The sequence below is a fragment of the Mucilaginibacter sp. RCC_168 genome (genome assembly GCF_041355315.1).
Lineage (GTDB): Bacteria > Bacteroidota > Bacteroidia > Sphingobacteriales > Sphingobacteriaceae > Mucilaginibacter.
Window position 1 is genome coordinate 190,210 of the sequence record NZ_JBFUPN010000003.1, and the last position, 23,590, is coordinate 213,799.

Annotated in this window: 27 protein-coding genes; 18 read left to right on the forward strand and 9 right to left on the reverse strand. The window is 43.1% G+C overall.

The genetic code is table 11. The annotated features are described in order from the left end of the window. Window positions 1–80 precede the first annotated feature (80 nt). Together AB6735_RS03575 and AB6735_RS03580 are read left to right on the forward strand one after the other, a co-directional pair. Entirely contained in the window at window positions 81–1,532 is a 1,452-nt protein-coding gene (locus tag AB6735_RS03575) for a sensor histidine kinase (protein ID WP_370994459.1), read from the forward strand. Next, window positions 1,529–2,215, forward strand: coding sequence for a response regulator transcription factor (locus AB6735_RS03580; RefSeq protein ID WP_370994460.1), 687 nt, complete (start codon window positions 1,529–1,531; stop codon window positions 2,213–2,215). Before AB6735_RS03575 ends, AB6735_RS03580 begins: the two co-directional genes overlap by 4 nt. A 90-nt stretch (window positions 2,216–2,305) precedes the next feature. On the opposite strand, the gene AB6735_RS03585 is transcribed toward AB6735_RS03580, so the two are convergent. The 3 genes from AB6735_RS03585 to AB6735_RS03595 all read right to left on the reverse strand — a co-directional run bounded on the left by AB6735_RS03585 (window position 2,306) and on the right by AB6735_RS03595 (window position 4,962). Continuing rightward, window positions 2,306–2,752 carry a DoxX family membrane protein gene (locus tag AB6735_RS03585; protein ID WP_370994461.1) on the reverse strand — a complete coding sequence of 149 codons (447 nt, stop codon included), beginning with the start codon at window positions 2,750–2,752 and terminating at the stop codon, window positions 2,306–2,308. A 103-nt stretch (window positions 2,753–2,855) separates the two neighbouring features. Beyond that, window positions 2,856–3,431 (reverse strand): hypothetical protein, encoded by a 576-nt coding sequence (locus tag AB6735_RS03590; protein ID WP_370994462.1) that lies wholly within the window; start codon window positions 3,429–3,431, stop codon window positions 2,856–2,858. A 298-nt stretch (window positions 3,432–3,729) separates the two neighbouring features. Beyond that, window positions 3,730–4,962 carry an MFS transporter gene (locus AB6735_RS03595; RefSeq protein WP_370994463.1) on the reverse strand — a complete coding sequence of 411 codons (1,233 nt, stop codon included), beginning with the start codon at window positions 4,960–4,962 and terminating at the stop codon, window positions 3,730–3,732. A 353-nt stretch (window positions 4,963–5,315) separates the two neighbouring features. Between AB6735_RS03595 and AB6735_RS03600 the strand changes: the two genes are divergently transcribed. Continuing rightward, window positions 5,316–5,906 (forward strand): TetR/AcrR family transcriptional regulator, encoded by a 591-nt coding sequence (locus AB6735_RS03600; RefSeq protein ID WP_370994464.1) that lies wholly within the window; start codon window positions 5,316–5,318, stop codon window positions 5,904–5,906. A gap of 105 nt (window positions 5,907–6,011) precedes the next feature. On the opposite strand, the gene AB6735_RS03605 is transcribed toward AB6735_RS03600, so the two are convergent. The 3 genes from AB6735_RS03605 to AB6735_RS03615 form a co-directional block, all read right to left on the reverse strand. After that, window positions 6,012–6,446: a carboxymuconolactone decarboxylase family protein gene (locus AB6735_RS03605; protein ID WP_370994465.1), complete on the reverse strand. Its 435-nt coding sequence runs from the start codon at window positions 6,444–6,446 to the stop codon at window positions 6,012–6,014. Between the two features lie 301 nt (window positions 6,447–6,747). Then, complete coding sequence (locus AB6735_RS03610; RefSeq protein ID WP_370994466.1) at window positions 6,748–7,299, reverse strand: hypothetical protein; 552 nt, start codon at window positions 7,297–7,299, stop codon at window positions 6,748–6,750. A gap of 53 nt (window positions 7,300–7,352) precedes the next feature. Beyond that, entirely contained in the window at window positions 7,353–7,793 is a 441-nt protein-coding gene (locus AB6735_RS03615; protein ID WP_370994467.1) for a DoxX family protein, read from the reverse strand. Window positions 7,794–8,029: 236 nt separating this feature from the next. On the opposite strand from AB6735_RS03615, the gene AB6735_RS03620 reads away from it, so the two are divergent. The 3 genes from AB6735_RS03620 to AB6735_RS03630 all read left to right on the forward strand — a co-directional run bounded on the left by AB6735_RS03620 (window position 8,030) and on the right by AB6735_RS03630 (window position 10,089). Beyond that, on the forward strand, window positions 8,030–8,608 hold the full coding sequence (locus AB6735_RS03620) for a Crp/Fnr family transcriptional regulator (RefSeq protein WP_370994468.1): 579 nt from the start codon (window positions 8,030–8,032) through the stop codon (window positions 8,606–8,608). Between the two features lie 154 nt (window positions 8,609–8,762). Further along, window positions 8,763–9,620 (forward strand): SDR family NAD(P)-dependent oxidoreductase, encoded by an 858-nt coding sequence (locus AB6735_RS03625; RefSeq protein ID WP_370994469.1) that lies wholly within the window; start codon window positions 8,763–8,765, stop codon window positions 9,618–9,620. Window positions 9,621–9,663: 43 nt separating this feature from the next. After that, window positions 9,664–10,089 carry a nuclear transport factor 2 family protein gene (locus AB6735_RS03630; RefSeq protein WP_370994470.1) on the forward strand — a complete coding sequence of 142 codons (426 nt, stop codon included), beginning with the start codon at window positions 9,664–9,666 and terminating at the stop codon, window positions 10,087–10,089. A gap of 16 nt (window positions 10,090–10,105) precedes the next feature. Here the strand turns inward: AB6735_RS03630 and AB6735_RS03635 are convergent, their stop codons facing one another. Together AB6735_RS03635 and AB6735_RS03640 are read right to left on the reverse strand one after the other, a co-directional pair. Then, entirely contained in the window at window positions 10,106–10,675 is a 570-nt protein-coding gene (locus AB6735_RS03635; protein ID WP_370994472.1) for a cysteine hydrolase family protein, read from the reverse strand. Between the two features lie 73 nt (window positions 10,676–10,748). Next, window positions 10,749–12,218, reverse strand: a complete 1,470-nt coding sequence (locus AB6735_RS03640; RefSeq protein WP_370994473.1) for a PLP-dependent aminotransferase family protein — start codon at window positions 12,216–12,218, stop codon at window positions 10,749–10,751. Between the two features lie 78 nt (window positions 12,219–12,296). On the opposite strand from AB6735_RS03640, the gene AB6735_RS03645 reads away from it, so the two are divergent. The 4 genes from AB6735_RS03645 (at window position 12,297) to AB6735_RS03660 (ending at window position 15,363) form a co-directional block, all read left to right on the forward strand. After that, complete coding sequence (locus tag AB6735_RS03645) at window positions 12,297–12,962, forward strand: FMN-dependent NADH-azoreductase (RefSeq protein WP_370994474.1); 666 nt, start codon at window positions 12,297–12,299, stop codon at window positions 12,960–12,962. Continuing rightward, a complete protein-coding gene (locus AB6735_RS03650; RefSeq protein WP_370994475.1) occupies window positions 12,959–13,855 on the forward strand; it encodes a DMT family transporter in 897 nt (298 codons plus the stop codon). The genes AB6735_RS03645 and AB6735_RS03650 overlap by 4 nt, the downstream gene beginning before the upstream one ends. A 99-nt stretch (window positions 13,856–13,954) precedes the next feature. Then, window positions 13,955–14,431: a hypothetical protein gene (locus AB6735_RS03655; protein WP_370994476.1), complete on the forward strand. Its 477-nt coding sequence runs from the start codon at window positions 13,955–13,957 to the stop codon at window positions 14,429–14,431. Between the two features lie 11 nt (window positions 14,432–14,442). Continuing rightward, complete coding sequence (locus AB6735_RS03660; protein WP_370994478.1) at window positions 14,443–15,363, forward strand: helix-turn-helix domain-containing protein; 921 nt, start codon at window positions 14,443–14,445, stop codon at window positions 15,361–15,363. Between the two features lie 27 nt (window positions 15,364–15,390). On the opposite strand, the gene AB6735_RS03665 is transcribed toward AB6735_RS03660, so the two are convergent. Next, on the reverse strand, window positions 15,391–16,038 hold the full coding sequence (locus AB6735_RS03665) for an FMN-dependent NADH-azoreductase (protein WP_370994479.1): 648 nt from the start codon (window positions 16,036–16,038) through the stop codon (window positions 15,391–15,393). 203 nt (window positions 16,039–16,241) lie between these two features. On the opposite strand from AB6735_RS03665, the gene AB6735_RS03670 reads away from it, so the two are divergent. The 8 genes from AB6735_RS03670 (at window position 16,242) to AB6735_RS03705 (ending at window position 23,446) form a co-directional block, all read left to right on the forward strand. Further along, window positions 16,242–17,708, forward strand: coding sequence for a PLP-dependent aminotransferase family protein (locus AB6735_RS03670; protein WP_370994481.1), 1,467 nt, complete (start codon window positions 16,242–16,244; stop codon window positions 17,706–17,708). A gap of 166 nt (window positions 17,709–17,874) precedes the next feature. Beyond that, window positions 17,875–18,492, forward strand: coding sequence for a nitroreductase family protein (locus AB6735_RS03675; RefSeq protein WP_370994482.1), 618 nt, complete (start codon window positions 17,875–17,877; stop codon window positions 18,490–18,492). Between the two features lie 29 nt (window positions 18,493–18,521). Next, window positions 18,522–19,067 (forward strand): carboxymuconolactone decarboxylase family protein, encoded by a 546-nt coding sequence (locus AB6735_RS03680; RefSeq protein ID WP_370994483.1) that lies wholly within the window; start codon window positions 18,522–18,524, stop codon window positions 19,065–19,067. Window positions 19,068–19,236: 169 nt separating this feature from the next. Then, window positions 19,237–20,157, forward strand: a complete 921-nt coding sequence (locus AB6735_RS03685; RefSeq protein WP_370994484.1) for an NADP-dependent oxidoreductase — start codon at window positions 19,237–19,239, stop codon at window positions 20,155–20,157. A 362-nt stretch (window positions 20,158–20,519) separates the two neighbouring features. Beyond that, window positions 20,520–21,152, forward strand: a complete 633-nt coding sequence (locus AB6735_RS03690) for a uracil-DNA glycosylase family protein (protein WP_370994485.1) — start codon at window positions 20,520–20,522, stop codon at window positions 21,150–21,152. Window positions 21,153–21,310: 158 nt separating this feature from the next. After that, a complete protein-coding gene (locus AB6735_RS03695; protein ID WP_370994486.1) occupies window positions 21,311–21,754 on the forward strand; it encodes a hypothetical protein in 444 nt (147 codons plus the stop codon). Window positions 21,755–21,785: 31 nt separating this feature from the next. After that, window positions 21,786–22,217, forward strand: coding sequence for a GNAT family N-acetyltransferase (locus tag AB6735_RS03700; RefSeq protein ID WP_370994487.1), 432 nt, complete (start codon window positions 21,786–21,788; stop codon window positions 22,215–22,217). Between the two features lie 221 nt (window positions 22,218–22,438). Next, the gene (locus AB6735_RS03705; RefSeq protein ID WP_370994488.1) at window positions 22,439–23,446 is read left to right on the forward strand and encodes an aldo/keto reductase; all 1,008 of its coding nucleotides are present in this window, start codon (window positions 22,439–22,441) and stop codon (window positions 23,444–23,446) included. Window positions 23,447–23,590: the final 144 nt, after the last annotated feature.

Below are 23,590 nucleotides of genomic sequence, written 5' to 3' on the forward strand. Positions count from 1 at the left end.
AGGGGTTAAGTTGAGTTAAATACGGTTAAATCTTACCACGGCATGCCTGCCGGGCAGCAGAAAATGAGGACCTTTGGAATATGAATTGGTTGAAAGCGTCATTTACCTACCCTTTGATTACTCTTGCACTAATTGCATCGATCGCGCTGCAATCTGCATGGTTATACCAGCTTTTTCAGACACAAAAACAGCAGCTAATTCAACAGATAGATGAAATGGTGAATGAGCAGGCTAAAACCAATTTATACCTTGCCTTGGCGTCATTGAGACCAATTGGTAATGAACGTCAGATGAAATCGTTTTTCTTATCGCCCCAATGGCAGCAAATCCGGATGGCTTATGATAACATGAATATTTATGGGCTCGATGCCAATTTTACCATCAATCTGGAAGGCCATTCTACGCACGTGAACATGGATTTTAAAGTAAGTGATACGCCATCGAAGTCTCGACGAGAGGTAGCACCTGAATTACTTGGTTTGACCCCGTTAGCTGTACTGAAGAAAGACACCATCGCACTGCCACGCATGCTTAAATCTATCGCTCATCATTTGAAGGTGATGGGGGTTGATGCGACACCTTATTACCGCATCAGCACGTTTGTAGCAGGAAGCCAAATTGTGAACACATTACCACCTCATACTCATGCGGAGTATTATAGCGCAAAGCACTCTTATAACTTCAAACATCACTATCAGTACGAGCTAATCCTAATTTCCCTTAATCCTGATGTCTGGTACAAAATGCGTTATCATGTGCTATCAGCTGTGTTAATGGTTTTGCTGACTGGCCTGGCTTTTTATTACATTTTAAATCTTCATCGCAAGCAGCAGTTGTATGCGAATGCCAAGGCCGATTTTTCCAACAATATGACCCACGAGTTTAAAACGCCGATCGCAACCGTCAGCATTGCGCTGGAATCCATTGGCAAATATGGCCTGACGAGCGATCCTGAAAAGCTCAAAAATTACATTGACATTGGACGGTTCGAATTACAGCGGCTGAACCTAATGGTCGAGAAGGTGCTGAACATCAATCAGCAGGAAACACAGGAAACACCTCTAAACCTGCAATTGTACGAAGTGCAGGCAGGATTGGCACAAGTGGCTGCTGCAATGAACCTGCAAATGGCAAAGTTTGACACCTCAATCGAAATCGAAGAAACCGATGAGCCATATTTTGTACTAGCCGACCCAATTCATCTAAGTAATATTTTATATAACCTCATTGATAATGCGATCAAATATGGGATCAAGCCAACGCTGATCAAGGTTTCGGTTAAACAAGCCGAAGATCATGTTGTCATTAATATTAAAGACAACGGCCCGGGTATAGACGAGATGTATCATGAGGTTATCTTCGATCGTTTTTTCAGAATACCGGGGAAGGGTGAAATTCATCAGGTTAAGGGGTCGGGTTTAGGGTTATATTATGTCAGGCAAATCCTAAAACGCCACGGTGGGGACATAAAAGTTATCAGCGCACCTGGTAAAGGCGCTAACTTTATTATTACACTTCCGGTAGCAAAATGAAGATTAAAATACTTTACGCAGAAGATGAGCCTTTCCTCGCTCATATTGTTAGCGATGGTCTGGTATCAAGCGGATATGCGGTTACTGTTGTGGACGATGGATTGAATGTTATGAAAACGTTCGATAGTTTCGCCCCTGACCTTATTATCCTGGATATCATGTTACCGGGAAAGGATGGCTATATCATTGCGGCGGAATTACGGGCCCGTGATCCGAATTCGCCAATCATTTTTTTAAGTGCTAAAACGCTGCCGGCCGATGTGGTTAAAGGGTTTAAATCGGGTGGAAATGATTACCTGAAAAAGCCATTTGGTATGGAAGAACTTCTCATCCGAATTGAAGGATTGTTGCATAGGTTCGGCAAATCCGGACCTGCTGCAAACGTGGACGACAAGCTACCTTTTGGAACCTGCATGTTGGACACCAAGAATCAAATACTCGTGACGAACCTCACAGAACATTCCCTGTCTTTTAGAGAGTGCTCCCTTTTGCAAATGCTGATTGAGCGTAAGAATGACGTACTTCGCCGTCAGGACGCGCTAATGAAAATATGGGGCGATGACAATTTCTACAATAACCGAAGCATGGATGTCTTTATGTCGCATATCAGGAAGATGTTAATTGATTGCCCTGATATTCAAATCATCAGCCTAAGGGGTATTGGGTATAAACTGGTATGTTAATGTTAAGGTAGTTCTGTGTTTATGAGCAGTTGCCAGAGCTAACCAAGCCCTTCCGGGTACTTGGTTAGTTCTAAAAGGACTTTATCAAACTCAATTCTTCGCCAATAACCGGTCGACACTCCATTCATAGCTTGGAATCCTCGCCAGAAGGGAGCCGGCAGCCGTCGCGGTAAACACACCGTAATTAATAGGTTTTTGTATGCCAATGGATAACACCATAAAAACTATGAAAGTCAGCGTGAGCAGACAAGCGCCGGCAGCAGCATTCCTTGTCCGGTAACCAATAATCAGTAAAATTCCGATGATTAATTCTGATACAGTCGCGATACCTCCCATAATGTTAACCACCGGCCGTTCGAAAATGGGCATTAACTTGGCCGTGTAGTCAATGAAATTATGCCAGTTTCCCCATTCAATATTACCTGTACCCTTGGGCCCAAGAATACCTAATCTATCGGACACGGGTGTTAAAAAAGTGATGCCCAGCGCTAATCTTAAAAGCAGCTGCGGGATTTTCAAAGGATTTTCTTTATTCATTGTTTTAATTTTTATTCGAATTTATTCATCTCAATCCCTCAGAAATTGACCCAAAACGTATATAGCGCATGGTCCAGATTGAAACATCCGTTTATGCAGGGCATCAAATTTTTAAACTGACCCCGAGCATGAACCTTCCGTATTTCGCATCAAGATCGTAGGCTGGCAATGCCCATATGGTTGTTTGAAGCTGCGGAAGCAACCATCGGAAGTTTGGCCCAAGGCCGTGGTATCGCCAGGCAGTCGCTCCCAGGGTGAATTGATCAGTATACTGATGAAATAGGTTCATTTTATATAGGTAATTGCTCTTTCCGCTACCCAATTCACCTAAAACAAGAAGAGTTGTATGATCACTTTTCGTGAAAAAACTTGCAGTATATCTCGGTGAATTAGACCCGTGTTCCATGCCCATACCAGCAGAAATACTGGTGCTTTTAGTTGGTGAATAGGATAAACTGATCAGTGCCTGTCCCCATGTTTTTCGGATAAGTCCGAAATATATAATGGAAAATTTATCATTGATGACTTTAGTGCCGTTATAGTCGATGACGGACTCAAAAGCCCCTTTGGCCTTGAATTTACCGTAGATCTCAAGTTGGGCATGTGCAGGTGCTGCGATATTCAATAGAGAAAAACAAAGCAGCAGTTTAAGAAAGACGTCTCTGACGTCCTTTGTCATAAGTTTAAAAATATGGTGCATAATTTTAGCTGGTATTTAATTGGTTGATTAAAAACCTAAACTAGGCACACATATTCCTCCGATTTTGACCCAGATTTGAGAAAACGCCTGATCCAGATCGGCCGCTGAGCCCTTCAGGCATTGGCTGGTTCATCAAACCATATGCCTCTGTAAGTCTACATAGGCAATTAGTTTGTTCTTTTTTATTGCTGTAAGTTCCAGCTCACTGTCCAGTTGGCCACGTTGAGCGACAATGACTTCCCGAGAGGTTCCAGATCGGGTTTGCAAATTGTGCTGCTCAGGAGGCTAAAACGGGATCAGGAGCTGCCGCTTCCTCTTTCAGATAGCGGTTCCTGAATTTACTGAAGGCAAGGAAAAGGATGAAAACCAAGACAACTCCGGTGATGTTAGCTGATCCAAGGATCGTTTGCGTGCGGATTCCAAACAGGTTTACCATAGTGTAACTGATCGCCGAACTGGCAATGTACATACCTCCGCCAGTCAGGCCCGCTGCTGTACCCGCATTCTTAGAGAAGCGGCCGAGACAGAAACCATAAATGACGTTAAATACAAAACCCACGCTGGTATGCAAACCAATCGTCAGCGCGATCATCAGGTAAATATTCGCGTTCAACATTCCTGATACAAGCATCAGAATCGAAAACACACCCATAGAACTAATCGCAATTGGGACCTTACTGGGGATAGGGACCTTGATGAGCGCTTTGGCAAGGGTACCCCCAAGCATGATCGATGCGCCGGAAAGCAAGGAGCTGTAGCCGGTGGTTACCGGTGATAAATGAAACACCCGCTGTATAATGAAAGGGCTGGCCATACCATACATCACGATAAGGCCGTAACAAGATCCAAGTATAGCGAGGCCCAGCGCGAAATCCCAGGTACGCAACATATAGCCGTAGACATCAAGGATGTGTTTGGCTTTGAAGGGATGAAAATGTTTTAGGGATTCGCCGCTGAATATAACTTCCAGTATAAAAAACAAAACGGCAAGTATGCCTAAAAAATAGAAGTTAGACTGCCAGCCAAATATATTTTGAAGATAGCCGCCGATGAAGGGTGCCAGGATAGGAGCCGTCGACCAGATGATGACAAACAGACTGGTATAATGCTTTAGTTTTTCACCGGAATATATATCGACGAAAAAGGCACGTTTCCCAACTACAATTAAGGAAATTGTGATACCCTGAACGATACGCATCGCATAAAGCACATATAGGTATGGGAATAAAGCAATGGCGAAACTCGCCGCTGCGAATATGACGAGGGCGATAAGGTTGGCTCTGTAACGCCCAAAACTATCAAGGATGGCACCTGTGAATAATTGACTGATGCCGGAGCTAACAAAAAATAACACCAGCGATAATTGCACGGCCGGTGATGATACATGTAATTGTCCCGCCATACTCGGCAGCGATGGAATGTAAATGTCCGTTGCGAACCCGGATAGAGGAATTAAGGCGAAAGCCAGAATTGTACTCATTCTCTTGTTACTTTCTTTAATTGTTTTCATCTTGATTTATTCTATATGTTCGTAAATTATAAACTGGACTAAATAGTACAGTTGTGAATCAAAAAAAACAGGACTTTTTATCCTGTGGTATTCAAATATCCTGCACGGACTAATCCAATCTTATTGAACTATGTGGTACAGTTATTTTGTGATTTTAACCAAATCCGTCCAGCTTTAGCTTAGTTATTTTGGTTTAAGGCATTTGATAGCAACAAAAGTAGACTATTTAGTCCAGTAAATCCAAATGTTTATTCCTGTAATTTATCCAGAATTGTGAATTTAACTCTGTAATGACAGTTGGGCTTCTTTTTGGACTGTACAGTCCATATATTTGTACTATAAAGGTTTATAATATGTTAAGATCAGAAGCTAACCGCAAGATAATCATCGAAAAGGCAGCCGGAATGTTCAACGAACGTGGCATTGCAGGTACCCCGGTCGACGACATTTTAAAGGTTACTAACCTCTCTAAATCGAGTTTTTACGGTATCTTCCCAGGTAAAGCAGAATTATCGTACGCTACCGTAGATTATATGCTGGGCAGGATCGTGGACGCCCGAAACGCCGCCATAGCACAGGGCGATACGCCGAAAGACAAAATACTTTCTTTCATGAAATTTGTCAAAAATCCAATCAGTTCGATAATTGATGGCGGTTGTCCTGTCATTAACCTCGCGGTTGAATCAGATGACACAAACCCGATCATTAAGCAAAAGGTGAGGACGATGATCGAATACTCTATTAAAATATTCAGTACAATTCTTCAGGAAGGTATTGACTGCGGCCAGCTATCCGACAAGCTCAATCCCGAAGAGTTTGCACAGCGCCTGTTCATATCCATTGAAGGCGCAAACGCGATTTGCCGTGTTTTGGGTTCAATTAAGCCAATGCAAACTATCCTGAAAGGGTTTAAAACGGAATTAGATTTCTACTCCCTTCAATAAAGGTAACCGAATGAGTCATCGCTGAGACTTAAGAAATACGAATTACAAGAACGCCCTCTTTAGAGGGCTTTCTTGTAACGTCAAAAGATTGTTAAAAGGCTTAATTTAAGCAGGAATCAGTTGAGTTGTGATACCAATTCTATTCCAGATATTGATCGTGATTATTGCTAAAATTACGTCTGCCAGATATTTTTCATCCAATACTTTTGCTGCAGCAGTATAAGTGTCATCTGACACATGCTTGCTGATCAGTGTTACCTCCTCGGTTAGGGCCAGGATCGCACGTTCGTCTTCACTGAAAAAAGGGGTATCTCTCCACGCATTAAGCGCATAAATACGCTGTTCTGTTTCCCCGGCTTTGCGGGCTTCTTTCGTGTGCATATCAATGCAGAATGCACAGCCATTGATCTGTGATGCGCGAATCTTGATCAGATCTTTATGCGTCCTCGACAGATTTGTGCTTTCAATGAATTTTTCCATTCCCAACACGGCCTGGTAGCCTGTAGGTTCTACTTTGTCAATTTTAATACGTGTTTCCATTTTTTTTTATCTGATAGCTGTTGAAATTTATTTAAATGCCTTTTCAACTTTGGGCACTTTTTATGAGTTCGTATAAACGCCAATGTTTTTCAAATTTAGCGATACCTGCCTTTTGGATGCTGACCCAGTACTAAAATAAAAAGCGGCCCAGTGAGCTTAAAGCTCTGTTTATTAATAGAATATCCTGATTCTTTAACTGTCCAATGAAGTTTTTCTGAAATCGTTTAATTTTAGCGTGATCTTATCTTAATTCAGTAAAAACCTTTTTTGTGCCAGGTACCGAGCGCCTCGTTTTAACCGCTTACTGCATCGGAATGGTTATGCCGGCCATGATCTTGGTTTTATCCTCGTCCAGGTCATAGCCGGGCATCACCCAAACAGTTGACTTAATGACGGGCAGTGTATACCGGAAGTTTGGACCTACTCCATGTTTTCTCCAGGCGGTTAGGCCGACCGTAAATACGTCGGTATATTTATAGAAAAGGTTGGCCTTATACAAGTAATTGGATGGCCCTGCACCTAACTCCCATAACGCTGAAAAAGTAGTTGTTTTATTTCCTGTCCAGATACTTGCAATATACCTTGGACTGCTAGACCCATGTTCAATCCCTGCGCCTAATCCCAGGATCAACGATGGCAGCGGTGCATAACTGCCGCCTATCAGCGCCTCTCCCCACTGATGCTCCAGCAATCCGAAGTAGGTGAGTGAAAACCGGTCCGACAGTTTCTTAGCGCCAAAGTAATTGATATTAGGTTCATGTTTTCCTCCCGGGGTATACCTGTCGTATACTTCCAGTTGTGCAAATGCACCGAGCGGCAGCATCACCGCCAGGAGAATGAAATATTTTTTCATGATGTTTACGGGATTTTGAAGAAAAAGCATTGATGCTTATTCTCCGGAGTGGATTATTGTGATTTTTCTTTATAATTATCCAGGCTCCAATTGTATACCGGGATAGTTGATAATAGCAGGCTACCGGTACAGGTCGAGAACACCGCAAAGTTGATGGGTGCCTTTATGCCTAAAAATATGGTCATGGAAAGCGCAAAAATTAAGGTAAGTACACTGCTGGCGATCGCTACATAACGGGTTTTGAAACCAATGATTAATAGTATGCCTATAGAAGCCTCAAAAAACGTAGCGAGTCCACCCATCACATTTACAGCCGGCCTGTCCAAAAAAGGCATCAACGTTCCGGTATAGTCAATAAATTTGTCCCATGCTCCCCATTCCATGTTCCTGGTCCCGGATGGCAGTAAACCGAGCCTGTCTGAAACGGTTGTAAGGAACCCGATACCTAACGCTATACGTAAAAGAAACTGGGGTATTTTAAATGAATTTTTCATAATCTTTTATTGTTTGTTACTGATTTATTTACACAAAGGTACATACGCTCTGGACCCAATTTACATACCAGATATCAAAATTCATTGGACCCAACAACTTTATAAGTTCGCTGTTATACAGGCACTTATTTTATCGCTAAATCAAATTATTGGCTTAAAAATATCCGTCCGCTTTTGTGAATGTCCCGTGACGCAGGACACTTTCAGGATTGCGGCGGGTTTTATAACTTCGCTTCATGTATGATGTCTTCCAGGTATATCTAGATAGTAAGATCGTTTTAAGTGAGGAACAGAAGGAGCGTATCCGTTCACTGGCGGTAGTAAAAAAACTGCGTAAAAAACAGTATTTGCTTCAGGCAGACGAGGTCTGGAAATATGATGCTTTTGTTGTTAAAGGCTGCGTCCGTACCTATTCGGTCGACGAAAAGGGCAATGAACATATCATCGGTTTCAGCATTGAGAATTGGTGGACAGGCGACCGGGAAAGCTTGCTGACAGGCGAACCGTCAAAGTTTAACATAGATGCCGTCGAGGACAGTGAGATAGTCTTGTTCACCCATCAAAACTTTGAGTTGATCTGCCAGGAAATACCGGCATTTAATGATATGGTGAATGCGATCCTGCAGCGCAGTTTCATTGTCTCCCAAAATCGTATTCATGCTACGCTTAGTTATACAGCCGAAGAAAAGTATCTGTCTTTTACCAAGAAATATCCGGGCTTTGTAAGCAGAATACCGCAAAGCATGATTGCTTCCTACCTTGGCATGACGCCGGAAACCCTTAGCCGGATCAGGACACAAACCATTCGAAAATGATCGTCGTTTCGGGTGAAACAATTTAAAGCCATTTTCCGCGACTGGCTGGTCTTGATCTATATCAATTATTTTCTTATTCCATATCAATGGTCAGGTAGCCCTTGTTCCGGAACTTTGTCGTGTCAAATATTTAAAACAAATAATAACACGAATCATGTCAAAGAACATTTTTATTACCGGAACAAGTACAGGTTTTGGAAAACTTACCGCAATCACATTAGCTAATGCAGGTCATTCAGTGATTGCCGGCATGCGCAACGTAGACGGAAAAAACGCGGCTGTCGCACAGGAATTAGGCGCAATACCTAATATTGATGTAGTTAACATCGACATTACCAGCGATAGTTCTGTAAAGAACGCTATCGATCAGGTCCTAAATAAGTATGGAAAGATAGACGTGCTGGTGAATAATGCAGCAGTTGCTGGTTTTGGCTTATTAGAAGCTTATTCATTGGATCAGTTCCGTCAGATGCTCGATGTAAACGCATTTAGCGTACTGCGGACATACCAGGCTGTGCTTCCTTCCATGCGCAAAGAAAAGAACGGGCTGATCATTAACATCACTTCTGGTGCCAGCGGTCATACCCTTCCATTTATGGTTCCGTACCTGTCATCTAAGTTTATTGTTGAAACGATCACTGAAGGTGCCCAGGAAGAATTAGCTGATTATGGGATTGAAAATGTAAGTATACAGCCGGGTGTTTATCCAACTGAAATGAATACAGGCATTAAAGCGGGCATCCATGCTGACAAACCGGAGATTATTGCAGAATATGGAGAAGCGTCTGTTAATAAATTTAATGCTATAGGCGGTGCTCTTTTTGGTAAAATGGCGGAATTCAATATGGATCCCCAAACAATCGCTGATGGTATCCTTGAATTGGTCAATATGCCAAAAGGTACACGTCCTTTACGCATGCCATTAGATGCTATCGCTAAGGGTACTGACAAAGAGTTTATCCAGGCGCGGGCAGACATTAAAGCGAAATGGCTGGCAGCTTATACCAATTAATTAATGCGGTACCGGTTAAGCCGGTACCTTTAAATTAACAAACATGAAGACTGCTAAAGAACTATTATTACTTTACTTGGAGAATATCGGCAATCCTGATCGATTGGTGGAATTATTTACCGAGGATGGCGCACTGGAGTTACCCTACCACGCAAGTTTAGGAAGAAACTGGCACTGGGAAGGACATGAAGTGTTGCATAACTTTTTTAAGGGCATTCCACAAACCTTTCAGGACTTTAAATTTCAGAACATAAAAATTCTTATTGAAACACCTGACCAGGTTTTCGCTGAATATGAAGTTGATGTTGTTGCCACCAAAACAGGCAGGCCTTATCACCAGACCTATATGGGGAGACTGGTAAGTGAAAACGGCAAAATCAAACTGATCCGGGAAGCGATGGATATGATCGCTGTAGCGCGAAGTTTATTCCCGAATGGCCTTGACGATATTTATAGCGACAAAAAATAATTTTCCTGATTTTTTATCAGAAGTTATCCCTCGCAGACAAGTCAGATTGTAAGGCATCGGCTGCGTCCAACAGGATGCAGCCTTTTTCTTGTAATGTTTTGAACAAGTTTACCCTTCGGTATTGGACGTCATCACCCGTCCCAATGGCATCTCTGACTAAAATCACCCGGTAATCCGAAGCCAAAGCGTCAAGCGCCGTTTGTTCGATGCAGTATTCAGCCAAAAAGCCGCTGATCACGAGCGTGTTGATACGCTCTTTCTTCAGCATGTCTACGAAATCGGCCGAGGAGAAGCAACTGTGTTCAGGCTTGCTAACAATCGTTGTCGTATCCTGAAGCGCAATGCGGGCATCGATCTCGTGTCCGAATGTTCCCGGAATTGCCATTGATTCACCCTGTATAAACTGTTCAGGTTGATAATCGGCACGAACTATAACGGTATTAAAATGCTTTGCAGCGGCCACTAAATTTATCTTTGATATCGCATCATTTATCTGACTGATACCATGTCGCGTAGCGTAATTACCATCCTTATGAGTAAAATCATTCTGCGGATCTATGATTATAAAAAGGCATTTCATTCGCATCAATATTACTTAAGCCCTTTGGTTTGTAAATTATCCTTTTGGTTTCCTTTAACGCAAGCAGTTGGGGCAGCCATCAAACTACTGGCAGGGATTTATTTAGGATCGAAAGCGCCTGCTCCATTTCACTTTCCCGAAGTGATGCGAATCCCATTCGTAAGGCATTTGGTGAAAAGGTTTCATTTTGATAATAGGAGCCGTTGCCAATATAAAGGCCGTTTCTTCCTGCGCTCAATGATAATGCGGGCAGGTCGATCCGGTTATCAAAGTTTACCCAAACCCCTAATCCGCCTTCCGGAACCTTAAAATCGATTTTTTCTTTTAAAATACCTTTGATCATCTCACAAAATATATTTCGTCGCTGCTTATAGATCTTCAGCGATTTTCTAAAATGCCGGTCCATTTCACCATCATTGAATAAGACTGCGAATGCTTCCTCCAGCAAGGTATCGCCTTGCTTGTCGATTAGCTGCCGTATGGTCGCCGCAGAGTCTACAAAACCTTTTGAGGCAACCATAAAGCCAATACGTAAGGCGGGAGCGAAGGTTTTTGAAATGGAACCGATATAAATAACGTTATGATGGTGATCTATGCTGGCCAATGGCACATAAGGCTTGTTATCGTAATGGAAATCAAAATCATAATCGTCTTCGATGATCGCGAACCGGTGTTCCTTCGCCAAATTCAACAGTTTCATCCTTCGCTCCATCGACATAGTTACCGTAGTTGGAAAATGATGATGGGGAATAATATAGACCGCTTTGACCTTAGTTTTTCGCAGTCTTTTTTCAAGCTCATCCACATCCATACCCTGGTCATCAACCGGTATTCTGAGGAGCCTGGCACCTGCAAACCTGAACGTATCATCAGCTGAACCATAGTTGGAAACCCCCACCGCGATCTGGTCGCCGGGCTGCAAAAGCAGTTGGGCCGCCAGGTAAATTCCCATCTGGCTACCTTTAGTGATCAAGATATTGTCTGTAGTCGTATTCAGCCCCCTGCTATGAACGAGGTATTGCTGAAGGGCGATCCTGAGATTTTCAGAGCCCATTGCATTGCTGTATTTGAGAAAATTCTTGCCCTGGTACCGCCTGGACAGGCTTCGGTATTCGCGCATGAGCAGGTCCACCGGCGCAAGCCGGACATCAGGAAAGCCGTCGTCTATAGCAAGCTTGATCTGCTGTAGGTTTTCGTTCGGTAATATCTTACCGAAGTCTTTCTTCCAATCAAATGTCGCCGTATCATTTTTACTTATTCCGGCATCAATTGAAAGAGCTTTGGAACGAACCGGCAATTTGGACAGAACAAAAATGCCTTTCCTTTCGGCTGACTCAGCCCATCCCTGGCTTATCAGTTCTTCATAGGCCAGTTTCACCGTATTTCTTGCAATGCCGATAAGCTCAGCAAGAATTCGTGAACTGGGCAAAACGTCCGAGGGTTGTAACGTGCCATCTGTGATCAGCGAAATAAAAATATTGCAGACCTGTATGTGCAGGGAAATCGATGAATTCCGGTCAACCTGTATCAACGTTTTATAGGGTAACATCTGGGCCGTGTTTATTATGAAAACTGGTATGTAAATATAATCCAAATAGCGGATAATTTTGAATAAATATTACTGACAATGAAAAAGATATTGATTCTAAACGCCAGTGCAAGAACCGTGCTTTCCAAAAGTCGAATGCTGACCAGCGCATTTGCTGAAGATTGGACAGCTCGCTTTGGCAATGATCAAATAACCCACCGGGACCTCTCGCTTCACAATATTCCATATGTTGACGAGAACTGGGTTACCGCTGCGGCGAAGCCTAAAGCTATTCGGACACCTGAAGAAATGGCCGTGCTCGCCCTTAGCGACGAACTGATCACTGAACTGAAAGCCGCAGACATCATTGTCCTGGGTTCACCGATGTACAACTGGTCGGTTCCCGGCGTCCTAAAAGGTTATATTGATCAGATAGTTCGCGTTAACGAAACCTGGAGGATCAACCGTGAAGATCCGGCTAATCCTTATACCGGCTTGTTAGAAAATAAAACCTTGCTTCTTTTATTATCGAGGGGCGGTACAGGTTATGAGCCGGGGCAAGCGAATGCACACATGAATTTCCAAAGCACCTATTTAAAAACCGTTTTCCAGGTAATGGGGGTCAATGACATCCGTATGGTGGCCATTGACGGGGAGTCACAGGACCCTGGGCGTTTAAAAACAACTATTTCAGAAGCGATTCAAAAAGTAAACGAACTCGTCAAGGAATTATCAGCAATCAATGTGTCATCCTGCCTGCTATGATCAACGATAAACTCAAAGGCGGCATTTACGTAGCCCTTGGCGCATCCAGTTATGGTATGCTCACGACTTTTGTGAAGATGGCCTATAGTGAAGGCTTCAACACAGCAGAAGTCACTTTATCCCAATATGTACTGGGAGCATTTGGCTTGCTGCTTTTGAACCAGTTCGGGAGAAAAAAGCACTCACCATTAGTTAAATCAACAACTTATACCGCTATCAAGCTCGTATTGGCCGGCACGTCACTTGGATTGACCAGTGTTTTCTTATACCTGGCCATGCAATATGTATCGGTCAGCGTCGGCATTGTTTTGCTTATGCAAAGCGTGTGGATGGGGGTGATCGTTGAAATGATCATTCATAAAAAGCTACCAGGAGCAAGGAAATTGCTCGCTGTGATCATTATTTTGGGCGGAACTGTTTTAGCGACCGCCCTCGGGCAGCAAAGTATCAGGGTCAGCTGGGCTGGTATTGGCTGGGGTTTGTCGGCCGCCCTTGCCTACACGGCGACGATGTATTCATCGAACAGCGTAGGACTTCAATTTCCACCACTGAAAAGAAGCCTGTTGATGATCTCGGGTGGCCTGATCATGATCATAGTCATCTTTCATGCTCATATTAACCTGGACTTTTCGTTCAGGATCTTTTTGCGTTGGGGAATCTTACTTTCTCTTTTTGGAACTATCCTGCCACCCATCCTGCTGACGCGGGGGATGCCGCTTATAGACATGGGTTTGGGAGCGATCATCGTGTCACTGGAGATACCTGTTTCCGTTTTGATGGCATTTTTTCTGATCAACGAACGGGTGAGCGGGCTGCAATGGACAGGCGTCTTCATGATCTTGCTGGCTGTGGTACTGATGAATATTGGCAAGCGCGAACCGGTCCCCAAATAATCAGGTATTATTCTCCGCGAATTGATCGGATAGCCAACTGGCGGCGCTCCATTTACAAACACTCAAATCATAAATTATTAACCATTAAAAATAAAAATCATGAAAGCAATGTCAATTTTACTACTCGTTTTCGCCGCAGTCGGCACATGCAACGGCCAGGTAACTCCGAAACCCACAACAGCAGCCGAAGTATTACAAACAGCCGGCGTTCAAATGACTGCATTTATCAATATGGATGAGAGTACGATATCCGTTTTGTACGGGGATTCCGCTGCTTTTGCAAGCACGCAAAGCTATTTTAAGCACCATACTGCGCAAGAACATTTTGTATTGATCACCTATAAATTGAAGAATTTCTACTATGATTATGATGCGCAGGCGCGGGGTGAATTGGAACGGGTAGAATATATAGCTGACCTGGACCCGAAGGACAAAACAAAATTTTCGTACAGAATCAAAGTAGGAGAGTGGCCCCTGGATAGTAAGGGTAACCGTTATACAGAAAGCGACCGTGTCAAATTCATCTTCTCGCACAAACCATATCAATACCCATCGGTGGAGGATTTAAACAGGTAACTGCGTAGAAAATGAAAGCCTCCAAACAGCATTTCAAGGCGATTAACTCAGTTAATGACTATCATTCTTTACTTCGGCTTGAAAAACCGGAGCATCCCTTAATGAGTATCATTAATTTTTCGAAAGTTAAATACATTAATCCGCCGAGCGAGATAACATTGGTCATGAACCTTTATTGCATTACGATAAAGCAGGATGCTGACTGTGTTATCCGTTACGGGCCTTTGCAATTTGATTTTAATGAGGGCGTCATGCTGTTCATAAAGCCAGGGCAAATCATCAGCGTACAGCGTGCTTCCGAAAATGCGAAAGAGGGATATATGCTGCTTATTCACCCGGACTTTTTAGCTTCTTTTCCTTTGGCACTTAAAATTAAACGGTATGGTTTTTTTGACTATGCAATACACGAAGCACTTTTTCTTTCGGACAGGGAGCAGGTTCATATTAACGCTATTATGGCCGGGATCGAAAGCGAGTATCATATTAACATAGATATGTTCAGCCAGGAGGCGATCGTCACCTATACCGAGCTGTTGCTGGTGTACGCAAACAGGTTCTTCAACCGGCAGTTCATTACCCGAAAAGCTAAAAACGATCAACTGCTGGTCCAGGTTGAAAAACTGCTGGATGATTATTATACAAAAAACCTGGTCATTAAATATGGTCTGCCTTCCGTTCAATACCTGGCAGACACACTCAATATGTCCGCTAATTACCTTAGTGACACGCTACGGGTAACCTCGGGTAGTAGTGCGCAAAGCCACATTCAGCATAAAATTCTGGAAGAAGCCAAGATTCTCTTAAGCACTTCACAGCTATCAGTCAGCGAAATCGCTTACCAGCTCGGCTTTGAAAGGCCGCAATCATTGAATAAGCTGTTCAAACGGAAAGTTGCTATTTCCCCGCTGGAATATCGGGCTTCATTTAATTAGGCGGGCGACACCAAGTGTAAGGCCATACTAGGTTACATTGTTGTCAATTGAAGCCATTTCCGCGATCTTTTTATCAACCGCTTTTGCTGACTGCTCATATATGCGTTTGTCAAACGCGCTTCCGTTTAATGCTATTTCCTGAATATCGGTCAGGCCCATGATATTGAAAACCGTTTTAAGGTAGCCGGCTTGGAAGTTCATGTGGGAAAAATATTCGCCTTTTTCATAGCCTGCGTTACCCCTGCTAAAAAGCATGTAAACTTTTTTATCCTTCAATAGACCTCTGTAAGGGTTTTGGGGATCATCAGGCCTCATTTTAACAGTTTCGTTAGCCCTTATTACCTGGTCTAAATAAGCTTTTAAGGCGCTCGGAATCGACCAATTGAACATCGGCGTTCCTAAAACAATCACATTGGCCGCTTTAATTTCAGCAATGAGCAGATCGCTAAGTTTGAGTTCATTGGCTTCTTCTTCTGTCCTTAACCGGGCTGGTTTAGCCGCCGCGGCAATCCACAATTCGGATACATGGGGAATGGCATCCTGACCAACCTCGCGATGATGGATGGCGTAGTCCGGATGAGTTTCAATCCATTTCGTGGCAAACAAACTAGTAAGTTTTCTAGTGACGGATCTTTCACCTCTCGGACTTGCATTAATGATTAGTAAATTTTTCATCCTGGTATTTTTAAATCATTATGACGATATTCAACTTCCTTTTCAAGTCTCGCATAAATCATCACAGAATTAATTTTCTGAATATGGTATCTTTGTATTCAACAAACTTAAAGACGGCCATTTAACAATTCGGGTACCAGTTTTTTGTATTCGGAGTGACCAGCTAATTTGTACTACTATGAAAAACCTTGTCTTGTTTATTTATGCTGCCTTTTAAAACGCTGTTAAGGATTGATAGAAACAGTACCGAAGCGGTATTCAAGCAAATTGCTTCGCAGTTGGTGCTTTTAATACAAAAAGGTATTCTATTGCCAGGGGTGCAACTGCCCAGTGCACGCGTACTAGCCGCAGAACTTGAGCTTCACCGAAAAACGATCATGGCTGCCTATAATGATTTAATAACTGAGGATTGGATCATCAGTAAAGAAAGAAAAGAGTATAGGGTGTCAACCCTTTTGCCTATTATAAAACCACGAACCTATGCGGACAAGGCGAAATCAAGTTATAAGGCGAAATCAATACTGTCGTTTGACAGGTTGGAGCATGTACCGTTATTAAAAACAATCACTGCTGACTTTAAGGTTCTAGTAAATGACGGTTTTCCTGATGTTAATATATTCCCTATCGAACGGTTTTCAGGCGAATATCGAAGGCTTCTTACCCACCAGCATCTCAAAAAGACTTCGTCAAACTTAAATATTGACGGCTGCTCGATTTTTAAAGAGGCGTTATCATTATTTTTAAATGATACCCGTGGGCTTAATATTGAGCCGGAAAACCTAATGGTTACCAGGGGTGCTCAGATGGCTATTTATATTGCCGCATCAATGATAATAAAACCGGGCGATAAAGTTTTAGTAACCACCCCCAGCTATTTTTTTGCAGATGCTATCTTCAGGCAATTAGGCGCTGAGTTAATCACCATTCCAGTGGATGATGACGGAGCAGATGTTAATGCCTTAGAAGATGCATTATTAAGAAATAAAATAAAACTGCTGTATATCATTCCGCACCACCATCATCCGACAACTGTTACGCTTAGTTCGCCACGCCGCACAAAATTATTAGAGATCATAACGACACATCAGTTAACTGTTATTGAAGATGATTACGATTATGACTTTCAATATCAATATAGCCCATATTTACCCCTTGCCAGCGGAGCACATGGGGGTAATGTGATATATATAGGTTCGTTGACTAAAGTATTAGGACCTAATTTCAGGATTGGGTATATGATATCAACTTCCGATTTTTTGAGTAGTGCCATTAAATTAAAAACACTAATTGATCTAAGGGGCGATGTTTTAACGGAGGAAATAATCGCATCGCTTATGCAAAGTGGTGAGTTTTCCAGGTTTATCATGAAAGCGAATAAGCTTTATCGGGATAGGTGTAACTATGCTGCAAACCTCATCACAAATGAACTGTCCCACCTGGTTGATTTTAAGAAACCACAAGGAGGCATGGCGCTTTGGCTGAAATTTAATGAAAACTATCAGCTTGCCAATATTATTAATAAATCGGCCAGTATGGGATTGCAATTTACTGGAAGGGGCTATTTTAGAGACAAAGATTTAAGTCATGATGCTATCCGTTTTGGATTCGCTGCGTTGAATGAACATGAAATAGATTTTGCTGTTGATATCCTTAAAAAAATAACCTCCTGACTGCGGATTCAATTCTGCGTAGCTTCTATCGCTTGGTAAGCGAAATGTCAATAAAGTTCTGAATTCTAACTGGTCCCCGATACATTTCAAATCTGGTCAGTTAAGTTGGTCATTCCGTGGGATAATTTTGCTTGAAATAAATTATTAGCCACTTTATATTAACATTATGACCAACGCTGTCATTGACACGATCCTGAGCCGTAGTTCCGCGAAGTACTACGACACTACAGCTACGCTGACGGACGACCAAATTCGCGAACTGGTGCAAATAGGCACAAGCGCACCGACGTCTTTTCACTTACAAAACTGGCGCTTCATCGCCGTTCGAACGGCTGAAGCTAAAGCAAGATTACGGCCGATCGCCTGGAATCAGCCCGCGATCACTGATGCGGCGGTTACTTTCATCGTAATCGGCCAACTGGTTGATACCAGTGTGATACCAAATCGCCTTGCACCGTTAGTTGCATCGGGCGTAATGCCGGAAAGCATGGTGCCAGAATGGGAAATTCCTGCACGCGATCTTTATATGCCGTACCCGGAACGCCGGCGTGACGAAGCGATACGCACAGCTACATTCGGCGCAGCCGCGATCATTTATGCTGCGCGCTCGCTTGGCATGGGTTCTACACCGATGATCGGATTCGATTTTGACGCTGTAGCCGGTGAGTTTGGACTTGCTGACGATGAAATCCCGGTAATGCTATTATCCGTAGGCCCGGAGCGCCCGGGAAATTGGAAGCAAAAGCCTCGTCGCCCGCTTGAAGAAGTACTTGATTTAGTATAATCATTTTAAACAAAATTAAACAATCTACAATGCCGAGAATAGAACCTATTAAGCCGGAAAATGTACCGGCGGATTCAAAACCAACACTTGATGCCTTTACAAAAAACATCGGATTCACTCCGAATATGATGGCCACCTTTGCGGCCAGTCCCATTGCTTTTAATGCCTGGGCTGCACTGTTCAGTGTCATGAGCAAGGCACTTGATGTGAAGACGCGTGATAGTATTGGCCTTGCCGTCTCCGAAGTTAATGGCTGTAACTATTGCCTTACTGTCCATAGCTACACTGCCGAACATATGGCAAAACTGCCTGCCGACGAGATCATTCTCGCCAGAAAAGGACATGCACCAGATCCAAAACGCGATGCCGCTGTTCAGTTTGCACGAAAAGTTATTGAGACTCGTGGCAAAGTCAGTGATACAGATGTGGCGAAAGTACGTAACGCAGGTTATTCGGACGCAAATATTATGGAAATAGTTGGCCTGGTGGCGATGTATTCGCTGACAAATTTTATCAACAACGTATCTGATCCTGATAGGGACTTCCCCCCAGTAACACTGGCCGGATTGATCTGAGAACTAAAGTTTTGAAATCCTGAGACAAGGCTGCCGGCATATAGGATGTCCACAGTCTGATTCAGGCGTCAGAATAACGTGAATTCTAAATCTTTAAAAGTAAAAGCAGTAACTTACAGTAACATAATGTCATTATACAGGTGTTTGCTGATAAAAAAAAAGGAGGTATATGATGAAAGCAATTGTTGTAACAGACCAAAATGCAGGATTAGACGGGATGAGTCTCGTGGAGTTGCCTGAGCCATCGGCAGCGATAAACGATGTCATTGTTCAGGTTTACGCGGCCAGTATTACCGGGGACGAGCTGTCGTGGCCGTCGACCTGGACGGATCGTGCCAACCATGACCGCACGCCGTCAATTCCGGGCCATGAACTTGCCGGAGTTGTAATAGCCCTTGGCTATGGCACAACAGGACTGTCGGTAGGACAACGGGTGTTCGGCCTTCAAGATTGGTATCGAAATGGCTCATTGGCAGAATACGTGGCTATTGAGGCGCGCAACCTTGCACCATTACCGGACGATATCGACTTCAATGATGGCAATGCACTGGTAATGCCGGGCTTAACAGCTTGGCAGGGACTGTTCCAGCACGGCCAACTTAAGGCGGGGCAAAGGGTTTTAGTACAAGGTGCAGCAGGTATAGTTGGTTCGATGGCTGTTCAACTCGCACGGGAGGCCGGTGCATATGTAATTGGTACCGGACGGGCCGCTCACCGTGAAACCGCACTTAACTTTGGCGTAAACGAGTTCGTCAATTTAGATGGCCAAGAATTAGATGATATCGAAAAGGTCGATTTAGTTTTTGATGTTCTTGGTGGTAATATCGCAAAACGATCATTGGCTGTGATTCATCCGGGAGGAAAATTTGTCTCCATCACCGGTTGGAATGAGGAACAAGTTGACGGAGTTGAGAATATTGATTTTGTTGTTGAAGCGGACAGGTCTCAATTGATGGAGATCGCGAAGAGATTCCTAGAGGGGCGTTTGAAAACGAATGCTAGCGGCATCGTTACACTTGACGATGCTGTCGCAACATATAACTCAACGGATCTGGTTAAAGGCAAAACAATTATTCGCGTTCGTAAATAAAAAACGGAAGGGAAACGTTAGGTCCCAATGGTCGTTGACCGTTTCATGAATCTATACATTAGCTTTACCAACGGTAAAGCTAATGTATAATAAAGGTTTTGGCCGACGACTGGAGAACTGGCAAGTAAAACAAGAATAAAGCATGCCTGTCCGCAACCGCAAATACGAGTATCGCTTACAGTTAATTTTTGGTGGACTGATCTTCCTTGCACTGCTATACTTTGTCATTAGCGCAATAATAAGGTCGTTTCACTATTGGTTATCCTGACGAAGAGAGAGCAAGAGTCTCAGCGCGTTTAGCTGTCTACACTAACAAAGAGAAACACTTTAGTATCAATCTCAACCGTTCGCGCTTATATCAGATGCACAACATACTTTCAGAAATTAGAAATTGTACCGTTTGCAAAGATTTTTTGCCGTATCTTCCAAGACCAATTATTCAGGCGAACGGTGATTCCAAAATTTTAGTAATAGGTCAAGCACCGGGGCGAAAAGTTCAAGATAGTGGTGTTCCGTGGGATGATGCCAGTGGCAATAATTTAAGGGAATGGTTAGGGGTCGATAAGCAAATGTTTTACAATGAAAACATTTTTGCGCTCGTCCCGATGGGCTTTTGTTTTCCCGGATCTGGAAAATCAGGGGACTTGCCTCCGAGGCCCGAATGTGCCCCATTATGGCATCTACAAATTCTAAGATTAATGCCCGAAATAAAATTGACGTTATTAATCGGGCAATATGCTCAGAATTACTACTTGAAAATGACAGCTAAAGGTACCTTAACAGAAACTGTAGAAAGCTACAAAGATTACCTGCCAAATTATATCCCATTGCCCCATCCATCACCTCGAAACAACATTTGGCAAAAGAAAAATAGCTGGTTCAAGGAGAATTTAATACCCGAGTTAAAGGCAAAAGTAATAACAATCCTCGCTGACAATGCTTCAACGAAAAAATGTCACATTGAAAGGGCGGGCAATATGCCTTCTCAATCTTAAATATTAATTCAGCCTTTCACCAGTGAGGTTAATCTATTCATCCTTTTCAGGCTAACTCTAATCATGGCGGATATGGTGTTGGCCCCTTTAAAATAAAGCATCTGGCCCCTGAGACTGAAATAGGCTGACATTAACTTTGTTTTTAAAGATAAAATCAAATGCGGATTACCTCGAAAATAGGACAAATTTTATTACGATTAGCCTTGGGAGTTGGATTTTTATTTCCTGTAATGGACAGGTTAGGATTTCTGGGCGGTCCCGGTTCCGGAGCTACTTGGGGCGACTGGGCACATTTTGTTGACTACACGAACAAATTGATTCCATTCGCAACTTGGCAAATAGCCAACATCACGAGCATCATTGCTACGATTGCTGAACTTGTCTTTGGAATATGCCTAATCGTAGGTTACAAAATCAAAGTAGCTGGTATCGGTGCAGGTATCCTCACACTCATTTTCGGCGTGTGCATGGCGATATTTTTAGGTATCAATGCACCATTCAATTACCCGGTTTTTGTTTTTACAGGTGCCGCCCTAGTGCTTTCATCGCTGGATCACCATGAATGGAGTCTTGATAGCATACTTGAGAAGAAATCTGTATAACTAAATCATTTTATATAAACTACCAATTATTATGGAATGCAAAAGAGCAATCACTAAAACAGACATTGAATTTTGTAAGGAGGCGATTCTTGAATTTCGACCAAATCTCAACCCGGAAACGGTGGTTGAGCAAGTTTTTCTGATGATTAGCAGCCAAGAATTTGAGTTAGCGTTTTTGCCCAATGCCGATAACACAAAAGCGGGCGCGTTTATGACTTACCGATTTTTGAACCTGCTTCGAACAGGACCCATGATCTACGTAGATGACTTATTTACGTTTTCAGAGTGCAGAAGCCAGGGCTACGCTGGTACGTTGTTAGACTATGTTGCAAAACGCGCCACAGATGAGGGAATAAAAAGCGTCCATCTCGATAGTGGTTATACATTGCACCCGGCCCATAGATTATACCTGAATAAAGGCTACTATCTTGCTTGTCACCACTTTGCCAAAGCCATCAACTAATTTAAGCTGATTTAGAAGCCTGTCACGCCTTAAGAATATAGGGCACGGGTTCACCGCTGATCCATGTTGATATGCGCCGGGTCTACGTGCCGGTTTCGATGTGCATTTCGAATTAAAGTTAACAAGTGATTTGGAAACAGAAATCAGTGATATAGCGAATTGGTTGTTACCGGCAGTACAGACCTTTGGTGAATTAAACTTAAAGTTAAAACGTCTGTAAAATGAAAACAACCAAATTAGGAAGTCAGGGATTGGAAGTTCCCATTATTGGATTCGGCTGCATGAATCTTGCCGGAAGCGATACCCAATACATATATGGCAAAGCTGATGTTAATGAAGGTATTGCACTTATCCAACGGGCAATGGAACTGGGGGCAACTTTTTTGGATTCTGCCGATATTTATGGGCCCCATCGAAGTGAGCGCATGATCGCAAAAGCACTGGAAGGCAAACGTAACCAGGCTATCATCGCAACAAAGTTCGGATTTGAGATCGATGAGAACCAGAAGATGACGGGAAAGCTGAACGGTAGCAAGAAGTATGTTAAACTGGCGGCTGAACGTTCCCTGCAAAACCTGAAAACCGATTATATCGATCTTTATTATTTACACCGTCTCGATCCCAACGTACCCATCGAAGAAACTATGCAAGCAATGGCAGAACTGGTGCAGGAGGGAAAGGTGAGGTACCTGGGGCTTTCGGAAGTTTCAAAAGAGACGATCCGGCGTGCCCATAAGATACATCCGTTAACTGCGTTGCAAACAGAATATTCCCTGTTTGAACGCACGCTGGATGAAGACGGAACAACTGCGCTGCTTAAAGAACTGGGAATAGGGTTGGTACCTTATTCTCCATTGGGAAGGGGATTTATCAGCGGTGAATTAAAAAGCCCTGATGATCTTCCGGCCGAAGATCCGAGGAGAAATTTTCCGCGGTTCCAGGGTGAAAATTTCTATAAGAACCTGGCCCTGGTAGCCGAACTAAATAACATTGCCATTGAAAAAGGGGCCACTTCGGCTCAGCTCGCCTTGGCCTGGAGCATTGCAAAAGGGAACGTCCCGATTCCCGGCACAAGGAAAATGAAATATCTCGAACAAAATATCGGTGCAGCCCATATTACAGTAAGTTCCGAAGAAATGGATCGCATTGAGTCCATACTGCCGTTGGGAAATACACTGAACGGAAACCGTCTCGACGAAATGATGATGAAAACGATCGACAAAAACTAACACGTTACCTATAAAAGTCGTTCGTCTCCCGTAAGTTAAGGCCATCGATGTATCGATGGTTTTTTTATTCATTTGTTATCTTATATCACGCCTTTCAACAATTAAAAAAATGATCTAAGTACAACCTCAAACCATTCAACCTTA